Genomic DNA, 13215 nt, shown 5'->3' on the forward strand with positions numbered 1-13215 from the left:
GGTGTTTATATACAATGCAGCGATACTCGTGCAAAAGCATAGGGTGTCGCTTTTTTGTAGTAGAATGCCAATTTTATTTGTATTTTTGGCGGCTGTTTTGAAATAAATATTTTAAATTCGATTATTCTATATTAGATTTTATGCCTTTTTCTTATTTCCGGATTTTTTTGTTTAGCATAGTTTGCATCACACATTCAGTTACCTTTGTTTTTGCCCAAATGCCGCCGGCCTTTGCAAATGCAGTAAAAGATACTTTTGACCTACCCGTTTCGACCTCAATAATTAACACAATACAAGCCGCCGATGTGGACTTTGATGGCGATTTAGATATTTTAACCGGACAATTACAGCAAGAAGCTTTGTTTTTATTTTCAAACTCCGGAAAAAAAGACAGCGCAATTTTAGGTACGTACAGCAAAAATCCGGATGGTATGCTTACGGCCTCCTCGTTTTTAAACTATGCCCGCCTTGCCGACCTCGATGGCGATGGCGATTTAGACCTGCTAACAACCAGTTTTGACCCTAATAATGCCAGCGCTGGCGTATTTGCCTACCAAACCAATGTAGGTAACGCTTACAAACAACAATTTGCAGCACCACAACTAAACCCATTTGGATTGTCGCTGCCTGCCGATACCTTAGTGCCTACAACCCTTGAAGTATTTGATTTTGATGCCGATAATGATTTTGATATTTTGGCCGGATTAATTACACCTTCCGGAACAGGCAACGTGTATTATTGTTTTTATCAAAACACAGGTAACGCCCAAACACCCAATTTTGCCCCGGCGCAAGTTCAACCCACGTGGCTACCCGATATTTTTACCCAAACAGCTACCCATTATATTACCGCTGCCTGGGGCGATTTTGACCAAAACGGCCACTTCGATTGTATTGCTTTCTCAAAACTAATAACCGACCCCACAAATCCCGCCGATACGGCCACTCAGGCCTTCTATTACCACAGCACAAACGATCAGATGGGTGGTTTTCCCGTTTTTGCTACAGCCCAAAAAGCTTCGTTAAATATTACCAAAACCACCAATAACCAATGGCCGTATATTGTACCCACTGCCGGCGATTTTGACGGCGACGGCGACCTTGATATACTAGCCTCATGGGCCGAAGGCAGTACGCAGTCGCGGTTTTATTTTTGGGAAAACAAACTGTGGATTACCAATGCGCCGCCTGATTTACCCCTAAATAAGGAAAACAATTTATTAAAAAATTTCAGCGTGGTTTACCAGCAGCAAAGCCATAGCTTACAAATAAATTATCATAATTACCAAACTGACGCCACAATCTACCATCCGGATTATAATAATGCTGTCTTAAATAATTGTCAGTTAGTAATTGCCAGCCTTGATGGCCGTATTTGGCATACTGTATCCGGAAAAAAATTAGCTGAAAGCCTTTTTTCTGTTTCAAATAATTCAGGCTACAACAGCATGAGCATACCATTGCCTCCGCTTGGGCAGGGTTATTATTTAGTTGGTATTGTGGGTGGACAAAACAAATTGCTTCGAAATGGGCATTTTGTAATTCAAAACAGCAAATAGTTTAGTGCTAGCTAATTTATTGGTATTAGTAAAATAGTGTAGGTTCTGATTTATTGTGCAAACCATAGTAGCTCTTATAAAATCAGTAAATTTGTTCGTTATTTTAGCGAATTGTATTTTGATTATTTTGTTGTAACTTTGTAGAAAGGTTTTTTAATTTTACCGTTCTCAATTTATTAAACTAAGATACTGATAATTTACCTCTTCAATTTTTATCCGGAATTTAACCGGACAACCAACTATAAATAAGTACAACCCATTCATTTAATTTACATCAAAGCTAAGTAAAACCGTTATTCATCCTTTGTCAATAAAAACACAACAAAATACATATATGCAAACTAAAAAAACTATTGTCCCGATTTTATTCACCCTCGCAACATTTATTATTAGCAGTATAAGCAGCAACACCCTATCGTTGGTGCAATTACAAGCACAAAATTGCATTTACGAAGTATTAGATGGCGCCCCTATGGCTGTGGCCAAACAACCTTGGTATTTTTGTACCAATACCTCGTTGGCAGCCGATATTACCGTTACGCAAACCATACCCCCAAGTAAAAACATTACCCCCGATTATATATACGTTGTAACCAAACCTTCAGACAAAACAATAACAGGTACTACCCCCAACGGCGCTTTTGATTTTAACAAAGGGCCAGGCAATAAACCCTACCCCGATGGCGTTTACCCCCTAACCGTTTTTGCCTACAGCCAAGCAGGTTTTAACGAAATGGCCAATAAATTTAAGGGCGTATTTGAAAGCTTTGGCCTTGATATATCTAAATTGCCCGAACAAAACCCCATTGCCTTAGCAATAGCCTTAGACGCGGACAAAAAACTTACCTTAGCCGAATTTGAAACTTTTTGGTGCGAAACATTGCCTACAATGGGGGCAATACCTTGCCAATACTCTATGGGGCTTTATCACGAAATTACGGTAACAAAAGATGCTGCTAAATGCCAGGCCATTGGTATTGATTCTAATGCCGCATCCAATAAATTTGTAGCCCACATTTTGCCCGGCAATACCTTGCAATTTACCCTTCCGGATGCTTTTAACACAGCAAATATTATTATTTATACCGCTAATGGCCATTTATTTGAAAGTTTACCTGTATCTTACGGCACTTTTTCGAAATCCGTAAGCACGCAAACATGGCCTAAAGGTATTTATTTAGCTAAGATTACCAATAATAACGGTTACAGCTTTAATACCCGGTTTGCAATATGGTAAACTAAAAAAGGAACATTACTGCCTACCTAAATAAACAAGCAAACAAATTAAATCATAATATACTAAAAAAAACTTAAGAATGAAGCAAATTTTTACCTTTATGCTATTATTGGGCCTAATGAACGCCCAAGCACAACTTACCGATTGTAAGTTTTTTGTTGCCGACTGCTTACAAGTTCCAATAGCACCTACCAGTGTTGCCTGCCAAAGCGGTAAAGATGCCGCTAACTTAGTCATTAAAGAATGGAGCTCGACTGGATGTGCCACTTTGCCAAGTTACCGCATTATTGTTACCAGCCCCGAACAAGTGTTATTAGACGGTGCTGGCAAACCCCGCGTAGATGCAAATGGCAACGAACTAAAAGGCGAACCAGTTGTAGGTGTATCTGCTGACGGTAGTTTCGATTTTACAAATAATCCGGACACCGGAAGTCCCTTTGTGCTGCAAGACTATAAATTTACCGTTTTTGCCTACCGCGAATCGCAGGTAGATTCATTTGTAAACAATAACAAAGCACTGCTTGAGTTTTTGGTGGGCACCGAAATTACCTCGACTGATTTAGCTGTTTTATTTGATGCAATGGCCAGCTTATTTGGCGATCTTTCTATCAAAGACGTTGAAAATGCTTTATGCAAACCAATTACTAATTTAGGTGGCTTAACCCTTGAAGATGCAGGCGTGGTTCCGGTACCCGAATACAACTATGGTGGCTCGTATGTAGTTAGCCTTAAAGCCGAACCCGATTGCTTATCAACCGGTGTTAGCAGTTTGCCCGATAACACTTTAATTATAACCTACCAAGCTCAAGATAATGCCGTACAAGTAGCTACTATTGGTAAAGCGCAGATTAATTTACACGACTTAACCGGAAAAAATATATTTGCTACCCAAGTATCGCCCGGTAAAACCCAGGTTAATTTACCAAGTTTAGTAAACGGTATGTATATTTTAAACGCACAAAGTACCGATGGTCGGATGCTAACCCAACGCATTATAGTACAATAAGCAAACACATACGTTTGATAACTGTGCATATATAAATTACACTTAAAAATATTGCGCCGGAAAAGCCCAAAACAGCTATTCCGGCGTTTTTTATTGATTTATTTTAACCATACATACAACAAACAACGCCACTCAACACGTTAAAAATAATGTCTAACACCCTTTTAATTGTTTACGCTACCTATTTGGAGGCTCAACCTTTACTGCTGCTTTTACAACCCTTTTTAGAAACAAGTGCTGAGTGCGATAAAAATGACTCGCAATTACTTTTGACTACAAAAGATAGTACCTTTTTAAGTTTTGTGCTATCGTCAAAATTAAAAGTTCAGCTACTAATTACCGGAGCCGGATTAACTGCCACCTCGTGTTGGGTAACAAAAATTACAAGTTTATTTAACTATAGTCTAGCTATAAATGCTGGCATTGCCGGATGTTTTGACTCCAAATTATCTATTGGCAGCGTTGTTTATGTAACCAAAGATACTATTGCCGATATGGGCTCCGAAGAACCACTTATTGGGTTTAAGCCTATTAGCCAAATGCCATTTTTTAACGCCAACGCTTTTCCATATCAACAAGGATATATATACCAAAACCCACCGCAGCACAATACAATATTACAAACGCATTTAAGCCAGCTACCACAAGCAAGCGGCATAACCGTTAATTGTGTTACCGGCAAAAAAACGACACTGAGGCAGCGGCGGCAATTATTTAATCCGGATATTGAAACAATGGAAGGAGCAGCCTTTTTTTATGCCTGCCATCTTACCCAAACGCCTTGTATAGCCATACGGGCAATTTCAAACCGCGCCGGCGACAGAAAATATACTAATTGGGACCTACCTTTGGCCGTAGAAAAACTAACTCACAATATTTGGTCCTTGATAAAACTGTTCCAGTAAAATAATAGTAGCTTGGCAATTTGTTTTCTTTTACTTTTAAACCTTTGGCGTGCCTACGGTAAACCTGCAATGAGAACAAAAATTTATTGTTTAAATTGTATCTTTGCAAAATAGAATCTTATATTTATAACCTTTAAATATTTTTATCTTCACTTTTACTATGGCAAATGACAAACAATCTATCAACGAACCACAAATATGGGAATGGCTATCGGCAATTTGCGACCCCGAAATTCCGGTTTTATCTATTGTTGACTTAGGTATTATCCGGAAAATAAATATTGAACCAAGCAATGACATCGACCAAGCAAATGTTGAAATAATTATAACGCCAACTTATTCGGGCTGCCCTGCTATGAATACCATCGAGGCTGAAATTGCCTACACTTTAACACAACAAGGTTTATCGTTTGTTAAAATTACAACTGTTTTATCGCCGGCATGGACAACCGACTGGTTAAGCGCTGCCGGGCGCGCCAAACTTTTAGCATACGGCATTGCACCACCAACAAAAACCAGTTCAAACAAACAAGCGCTTTTTGCAGCCCCTCCGGTTGTAGCCTGCCCGCAATGCGGCAGCACAAAAACGCAAATGATTAGCAATTTTGGCTCAACTCCTTGCAAAGCTCTTTATAGATGTTTAAACTGCCTCGAACCTTTCGATTATTTTAAATGTCATTAAAAGTAGGCGTAGCATTGAGGGTTCAGCACAATAATAAAGAAAAAAACAAATACAATATACAAAGTTATACCAAATATGATAGCTACGGAAAAAGCACAAAAAGTAGTTCAAAAAATGTATAGTAACGATGCCTTTAGCCAATGGCTTGGCATCGAAATTAGTGATGTTGAGCCCAACCACGTTATTCTTACCATGACCATACGGCCCGAAATGACTAATGGGTTTGCCATTGCACACGGTGGTATTACCTACGCTTTGGCCGATAGTGCTCTGGCTTTCGCCTCCAACTCATTAGGCCGCAAAGCTGTTTCTATTGAAACATCTATTAACCATACTTCCTCCTTACGGGCAGGCGACCAACTTATTGCCAGTGCCAGCCCCGAAAGTGTTACCAATAAAATTGGCATTTACAGGGTAATAATAACCCGCGAAGCCGACTCGCAAGTAGTAGCCGTTTTTAAAGGAGTGGTGTATCGTACAGAAAAAGAATGGGGAATTTAGCTAAATAGTATATTTTTATCCGGAATTTTATATAATTTGCGCGCTTAAATAGCATCGAAATACAAGTAAATTCCATTTTGACACTACTAATATTAAAATAACTTATAAACTCCGTATTATATTATGAAAAAAAATCCTATACTACCAATATTAATGTTTTTGTTTACCTGTTTTGCGCTTTGCACTCAGCCAATTTACGCCCAAAACAATAGCAACCCAACCAAAGGTAAAACAAAGGTCAAAACTACTGCCACAGACGATAATAATATGTTGGACGATGACGATGACGAACCACAGCTTGAGCGTGTAAAAAACGCCTTCAAATCATCACGGGTTATTAATGGTCACTCAATGGAAATGATTGGCCACGGCACCCTCGATTTTAGAATTTTGCACCGTTTTGGCCTAATCAACCGAGGGCTTTACGAGCTTTTTGGCCTTGACCAGGCAAGTATGCGCATGGGTTTCGACTATGGTGTTCTTCCTAATTTAACTGTTGGTATTGGCCGAGCAACCGTAAGAAAAGAATCAGACGCATTTATTAAATATCGTTTACTTTGGCAATCAAAAGGAGCCAAAAATATTCCAGTTTCTTTAGTTTGGGTTTCGGGTATTACTTGCAGTGGGCTAAAATGGAGCGACCCCGAACGTGATAACTATTTTAGTTCGCGTTTAGGTTATTACCACAGTTTAATTATTGGTCGTAAGTTTAACGAGCGCCTTAGCTTACAAATTTCACCGACCTTAGTACACCGCAATTTAGTTGCAAAAAAGGAGGATGGCAATGATATTTACGCTATTGGCTTAGGTGGTCGGGTTAAATTAACCAGGCGTATTACCCTTAATGTTGATTATCACCATGCCTTAAACGGGCAACCAAAAGACGAAAACCAAAATCCGCTTTCTATTGGCTTTGATATTGAAACCGGTGGACACGTTTTTCAATTACACTTTTCAAACGCTGTTGGCATGAACGAGCGTACTTTTATAACCGAAACCAACAACGACTTTTTTAAAGGCGACATACAATTTGGCTTTAATCTGTCGCGAATTTTTCAAGTTCACAGTCCCAAAAAATTAAAATAGGTCGAACTATTTGACTAATTAACTATTTAATTTTTCAGGATTTGGCTATACGTCCAAAACGTTGTTACAAGAAACAATGGTTCACCGGCATTAGTTATTTTATCCGGATAAACTAAGTTTTCGCTAACAGCCTGTTTAACACCGCTTTATTGGGCTCTTAACTTTTTTATGTCAAAGCTAACAATCAAAACTATATCGAGCGCGCAAAACCCTTTGATTAAAACTGTAATGTTGCTGTTAGATAAGAGCAGGGAAAGGCGGCGCGAACAAGTTTTTGTTGCCGAGGGTATGGCCGAGGTTAAACGTGCAATTGAGGCCGGATACGAGGCGCAAATCCTAATTTTTGCCGATGGCAATACCGATGATGCCGTAATTGCCGAAACCTACCATTTAGCCAATCAATATGCACCTGCCACAGATATTGAACTTATTAAAACTACCCCTACCCTATTTGCTCGCTTAGCCTACCGCGGCAATGTTTATAATCATATCTTAGCTGTTTTTAAAGCAAAAACGCATAGTTTAAGCCAGTTACCCAAACCTGCCAAAAACTGGCTTGGGCTTGTTATCGAGGGCGTCGAAAAACCCGGCAATATTGGGGCAATTATGCGCACGGCCAATGCCGCCCAAGTAAACGCTGTTTTGCTTTGCACCCCTCAGCAGCACGCCGATGTCTATCATCCGCACATTTTGCGGGCAAGTTTGGGGGGGTGTTTTAGCCTTCCTATTGCAATATGCTCTACCACCGAGGCTATAAATTGGTTGCAACAGCATAATATTACAAGTTTTGCCGCTGCATTATCCGGTTCAGTACCCCATTTCGAGGCCAATTTTAAAACATCATGCGCTATTGTTTTAGGTGCCGAGCATCAAGGTCTTTCAAACGAATGGTTAAATAATGCCAATCATAAAATACGTATTCCCATGCACGGACAAGTCGATTCTTTGAATGTATCGGTTTCGGCGGCAATTTTGGTTTACGAAGCATTACGGCAACGAGCCGCGTAAAAAAACTTCGCATTGTTCAATCTTTTTTATTTGCTAATTAGCCGTTTTATACCCCACCAAGACGTAATAATTAAAAAAATAGTTTTTTTGCAGCAAAACAGATGCCTTTAAAATGATGCCTCGTTGTGAAAGCAAATTTTGGTATTCTTTCAAATTATATTGATGTGGATGCAATACATCGGCAGGTATTTTCCGGAAAAGCCAACGCCAAAACCTGTAATTGTGCGCATCTATTGACATAACTAAACAGCCATTGGGTTGTAAACTTTGTACTAATTTATCAACAGCATTATCAATGTTTGTTACATGGTTAATAGCATTGAGGCAGAAAACCACCTCAAAACATGCTTCATACTGCATGTTTTCTATGGTATTTGTTTCAAACCTTACATTTGGCCATTGATTGGGATTAAAATGGGGCAGCTCGTTGGCGTATTTATTTAACAGGGGGTCAATGGCTGTTACCGCCCAATTATTGGCTGGCAGAGCAGTGAAAATACCGGCTGGCCCACATCCGGCATCTAAAGCATTTATAACCTTGCTTGAATTTGGTGTTTGTAGCGGCAGATATCCGGATAATTGATGTAAAAAATCATACCAGTATTGCCGCTTCCATGCTAAGTATTTATCCGGATGCTTTGGTTTTAGGTATCGCTTCCACCATTTTAATTCGAGCCATTGGGCAATACGCCATCGCAAATTTGGCATTATAAATTGGCTTTTAAATATTAGTCTAAATTTCTATGCCTTTTAGAGTCAACCATGCAACTGCTGCATATTTAAGCAATTTACCCAACAACATTAATAAGGCGGTTATACGCAAATTGGTTTTAAAAAAGCCCATTCCGGCACAAAACAAATCGCCTAAAAACGGCAACCAACTAAAAAAAGCCAACCACAGCCCATATTTGTTTAAATAGTATTGCGTTTGCACTAATTGTTGGTGTTTAATACCAAAATACCGTTCTAACCATTGCCATTTGCCTAAATAGCCCAAATAATACGAACTTAGCCCACCTAACCAATTTCCTATTGTTGCTATAATTATTATCCAACCTATATTGTAATAGCCTGCGTACACCATACCCACAACAACTACGTCTGAGCTAAATGGCACAATGGTGGCACCTAAAAACGATGCGGCAAATAAGCCAAAATAACCCCAGGCCAGCCATTCTTCCATATTACATATATGATACCGCTATTTAAGACTTGTATTTAAGAAATATAATTTCTTTAGGGTTTAAATACCGCCATTTTCCGCGCTCAATACCTTTTTTTGTTAAGCCACCATAAGCCACACGGTCTAATTTTACAACCTGGTAGCCTAAGTGTTCAAACAGCCGGCGCACTACCCTATTGCGTCCAATATGGATTTGTAGTTCAATTAGGGTGCGTTCAGCATTTAGACATTCCAATTCGCGTATTGGCACGAGGCCATCTTCTAATTCTACACCTTGTGCAATTTGCTCTAAATGCTTTTTAGCAATAGGTTTATCTAATGTTATTTGATATACTTTGCGCAATTCTTTCGAGGGGTGTGCTAATTTTTGAGCCAGTTCGCCATCATTTGTAAGCAATAACAAGCCCGTAGTGTCGCGGTCTAAACGGCCAACGGGGTAAAGTCGGTATGGCGATGCATCACTAACTAATTCCATAACTGTATGCCGTTCGCGCTCGTCGTCTGTTGTCGTTATATAATTTTTGGGTTTATTTAGCAACACATAAACACGCGGCTCGGGATTTAAGACTCTGCCTTCAAATGTAACCGTATCGGAAGGCATTACGCGGTGCCCCATTTCAACTACCACTTTGCCATTGACCTGCACGCTGCCTTTGGCAATTAATTCGTCGGCTTTGCGGCGTGCGCATACCCCAGCATTTGCTACATATTTGTTTAAGCGCATTCCATTCTCGCCAAATAGGTCGTTGAACTCATTATTGGCATCGTAGTGGTTGTTTACCCAAATATGGTTTTTTGCAATATATTCTTTCTGTCCGCCATACGATTCTTCCTTTTTACTTTGTAATTTGCTTTCTGTGGGCAAGCCAAAATCGCTCGAAGGGTTTTGCTTTTTATTATAAGTGGCCGCCTTTTTAAATTTGGGCGATTCATTATCTTCCGGAAATTGGTTAAAACGCGAATTGGGTTTTCTGTCTCGGCGGTACGTTTCCGGACTTTTTTCGTAGGTGTCGTAGGCCTCTTTATGGAAATTATCTTTGCCATTACGCGGTTTTTTGGGCACAAAACTGTCCATTTCTTGGCTAAAATCGTCCTCGCTGCCAACAATATTCCTTTGACGGTAATTGGTGTCATTGCGCTTTCCAAATTTACTACCTCTGCGGTTGGATGGTCTTGACGAGGTTTGTTGTTCCGAATCTTCCGGAAATTGGTTAAAACGCGAGTTGGGTTTTCTGTCGCGGCGGTACGTTTCCGGACTTTTTTCGTAGGTGTCGTAGGCCTCTTTATGGAAATTGTCTTTGCCATTACGCGGTTTTTTGGGCACGAAACTGTCCATTTCTTGGCTAAAATCGTCCTCGCTGCCAACAATATTCCTTTGACGGTAATTGGTGTCATTGCGCTTTCCAAATTTACTACCTCTGCGGTTGGATGGTCTTGACGAGGTTTGTTGTTCCGAATCTTCCGGAAATTGGTTAAAACGCGAGTTGGGTTTTCTGTCGCGGCGGTACGTTTCCGGACTTTTTTCGTAGGTGTCGTAGGCCTCTTTATGGAAATTATCTTTGCCACTACGCGGTTTTTTGGGCACGAAACTGTCCATTTCTTGGCTAAAATCGTCCTCGCTGCCAACAATATTCCTTTGACGGTAATTGGTGTCATTGCGCTTTCCAAATTTACCACCTCGGCGGTTGGATGGTCTTGACGAGGTTTGTTGTTCCGAATCTTCCGGAAATTGGTTAAAACGCGAGTTGGGTTTTCTGTCGCGGCGGTACGTTTCCGGACTTTTTTCGTAGGTGTCGTAGGCCTCTTTATGGAAATTGTCTTTGCCATTACGCGGTTTTTTGGGCACGAAACTGTCCATTTCCTGATTAAAATTGTTATTCCGCTGCCCAAATTTACTACCTCGGCGGTTGGATGGTCTTGACGAGGTTTGTTGCTCCGAATCTTCCGGAAATTGGTTAAAGCGCGAGTTGGATTTTCTGTCGCGGCGGTACGTTTCCGGACTTTTTTCGTAGGTGTCGTAGGCCTCTTTATGGAAATTGTCTTTGCCACCCCGTTGTTTTTTAGGGGCAAAACTGTCCATTTCCTGATTAAAATTGTTATTCCGCTGCCCAAATTTACTACCTCGGCGGTTGGATGGTCTTGACGAGGTTTGTTGCTCCGAATCTTCCGGAAATTGGTTAAAGCGCGAGTTGGGTTTTCTGTCGCGGCGGTACGTTTCCGGACTTTTTTCGTAGGTGTCGTAGGCCTCTTTATGGAAATTGTCTTTGCCACTGCGTTGTTTTTTGGGCGCAAAACTGTCCATTTCCTGATTAAAATTGTTATTCCGCTGCCCAAATTTACCACCTCGGCGGTTGGATGGCCTTGACGAGGTTTGTTGCTCCGAATCTTCCGGAAATTGGTTAAAGCGCGAGTTGGGTTTCCGATTGCTGAAGCTCTTTCCGGAGCCACCAAACCCCATTTTCGGCTTTGAAAATGTCTTTTTCATTTAGTATTTATTGCGATGTTTCACAACATCAAATTAAATTTGTTCGTGCATCTATTTATACTACAATTTTTGCAGTACAAAATTGAACGAATTATATCTATTAAATTAGTTGAATTATTTATTTGCGTGTTTGCTTGTTTATTTATTTGTTCCCATTAATTTTGCATACTCTTGATAAAAATAGGGTATGGTTTCAATGCCCTTGTAAAAATTGAATAAACCAAATTTTTCATTTGGCGAATGGATGGCATCCGTATCTAAGCCAAATCCCATAAGTACTGTTTTTACGCCCAAAACCTGTTCAAAAAGCGCTACTATTGGAATACTTCCGCCTCCGCGCGTAGGAATTGGCTTTTTGCCGAATGTTTTTTCCATTGCGGCTTCTGCGGCGCGGTAGGCTACAGCGTTGGTTGGTGTAACCGCCGGTGGGCCGCCGTGGTGGGGTGTAACCTTCACCTGCACAGAGGCGGGGGCAATTTTCGTGAAATGTGCTGTAAAAAGTTCCGTTATTTTATCGGGGCTTTGGTTGGGTACCAATCGCATTGATATTTTGGCATATGCTTTTGATGGCAGCACCGTTTTAGCGCCTTCACCTATATAGCCGCCCCAAATACCATTTAGCTCTAAAGTTGGCCTTATTCCGGTACGTTCAATGGTTGTGTAGCCTTTTTCGCCCATTACGTCGGCTACTTTTAAATGTTCTTTATATTTGTTTAAATCAAATGGTTGGCTGTTTAAGGCATTGCGTTCATTGGCGGTCAATTCTATTACATCATCATAAAATCCGGGGATGGTAATGTGGCGGTTTTCGTCGTGCATACTCGCAATCATGGTGCAAAGCACATTGATTGGATTGGCAACAGCGCCGCCATAAGTTCCCGAATGTAGGTCGTGACTTGGCCCGGTAATTTCAACTTCCACGTAGCTTAATCCTCGCAAACCAACGTCTATTGAGGGTATATCATTAGCAATCATCCCTGTATCTGATATAAGCACTACATCGCAGGCATAGCGCTGCGCATTTTCACGCAAAAAATCGGGTAAATTTGCCGAGCCAACTTCTTCTTCACCTTCAATTAAAAATTTAACGTTGCACGGCAAGCCGGTTGTTTGCATCATCATTTCAAACGCCTTTAAGTGCATAAAAAACTGTCCTTTGTCATCACAGGCCCCTCGCGCGTATATATTCCCATCTTTGACCACTGGTTCAAAGGGAGGCGAGTGCCATAATGCCAATGGATCGGGGGGCTGCACGTCATAGTGCCCATACACCAAAACGGTAGGCAAATTGGGGTTTATTATTTTATCGGCATAGACTACTGGGTAGCCTTGGGTTGGTAAAAGTTGAACATTATCTGCGCCAATAGCTTTTAAGTTTTCGGCTACAGCTTTTGCCATTTCATTCACAGCGCTGCTATATTTGCTATCGGCACTTACCGATGGAATACGCAACAAGTTTAACAACTCGTTTAAAAAGCGTTCTTTATGTTGTTCAAGATATGTTTGCATCGAACGTCACTCCGGCGGTTTATTATCCGGATTTGAATTTCTGTTTTTTAAGCT

At 40.6% G+C, this 13215-nt stretch carries 12 protein-coding genes; 8 read left to right on the forward strand and 4 right to left on the reverse strand.

Annotated elements, in window-relative coordinates:
• Positions 1–140: 140 nt before the first annotated feature.
• From IPI59_04710 to IPI59_04745, 8 genes are all read left to right on the forward strand, one after another.
• Positions 141–1559 carry a hypothetical protein gene (locus IPI59_04710; protein ID MBK7526850.1) on the forward strand — a complete coding sequence of 473 codons (1419 nt, stop codon included), beginning with the start codon at positions 141–143 and terminating at the stop codon, positions 1557–1559.
• Positions 1560–1893: 334 nt separating this feature from the next.
• A complete protein-coding gene (locus tag IPI59_04715) occupies positions 1894–2796 on the forward strand; it encodes a T9SS type A sorting domain-containing protein (protein MBK7526851.1) in 903 nt (300 codons plus the stop codon).
• Positions 2797–2875: 79 nt separating this feature from the next.
• Positions 2876–3802 (forward strand): T9SS type A sorting domain-containing protein, encoded by a 927-nt coding sequence (locus tag IPI59_04720; protein MBK7526852.1) that lies wholly within the window; start codon positions 2876–2878, stop codon positions 3800–3802.
• Between the two features lie 149 nt (positions 3803–3951).
• A complete protein-coding gene (gene mqnB, locus IPI59_04725) occupies positions 3952–4707 on the forward strand; it encodes a futalosine hydrolase (GenBank protein ID MBK7526853.1) in 756 nt (251 codons plus the stop codon).
• A gap of 160 nt (positions 4708–4867) precedes the next feature.
• Positions 4868–5389, forward strand: coding sequence for a phenylacetate-CoA oxygenase subunit PaaJ (gene paaJ / locus IPI59_04730; protein MBK7526854.1), 522 nt, complete (start codon positions 4868–4870; stop codon positions 5387–5389).
• Between the two features lie 75 nt (positions 5390–5464).
• Positions 5465–5890, forward strand: a complete 426-nt coding sequence (locus IPI59_04735) for a hotdog fold thioesterase (protein ID MBK7526855.1) — start codon at positions 5465–5467, stop codon at positions 5888–5890.
• 123 nt (positions 5891–6013) lie between these two features.
• Positions 6014–6976, forward strand: coding sequence for a hypothetical protein (locus IPI59_04740; GenBank protein ID MBK7526856.1), 963 nt, complete (start codon positions 6014–6016; stop codon positions 6974–6976).
• A 168-nt stretch (positions 6977–7144) separates the two neighbouring features.
• Positions 7145–7984 carry an RNA methyltransferase gene (locus tag IPI59_04745; protein MBK7526857.1) on the forward strand — a complete coding sequence of 280 codons (840 nt, stop codon included), beginning with the start codon at positions 7145–7147 and terminating at the stop codon, positions 7982–7984.
• Positions 7985–8017: 33 nt separating this feature from the next.
• On the opposite strand, the gene IPI59_04750 is transcribed toward IPI59_04745, so the two are convergent.
• From IPI59_04750 to IPI59_04765, 4 genes are all read right to left on the reverse strand, one after another.
• On the reverse strand, positions 8018–8692 hold the full coding sequence (locus IPI59_04750; protein ID MBK7526858.1) for a methyltransferase: 675 nt from the start codon (positions 8690–8692) through the stop codon (positions 8018–8020).
• 25 nt (positions 8693–8717) lie between these two features.
• Positions 8718–9167: a DedA family protein gene (locus IPI59_04755; GenBank protein MBK7526859.1), complete on the reverse strand. Its 450-nt coding sequence runs from the start codon at positions 9165–9167 to the stop codon at positions 8718–8720.
• A gap of 22 nt (positions 9168–9189) precedes the next feature.
• Positions 9190–10242 (reverse strand): rRNA pseudouridine synthase, encoded by a 1053-nt coding sequence (locus IPI59_04760; GenBank protein ID MBK7526860.1) that lies wholly within the window; start codon positions 10240–10242, stop codon positions 9190–9192.
• 1548 nt (positions 10243–11790) lie between these two features.
• Positions 11791–13161: a dipeptidase gene (locus tag IPI59_04765; protein ID MBK7526861.1), complete on the reverse strand. Its 1371-nt coding sequence runs from the start codon at positions 13159–13161 to the stop codon at positions 11791–11793.
• Positions 13162–13215 lie beyond the last annotated feature (54 nt).

It is taken from the genome of Sphingobacteriales bacterium, from assembly GCA_016706405.1.
Taxonomy (GTDB): domain Bacteria; phylum Bacteroidota; class Bacteroidia; order Chitinophagales; family UBA2359; genus BJ6.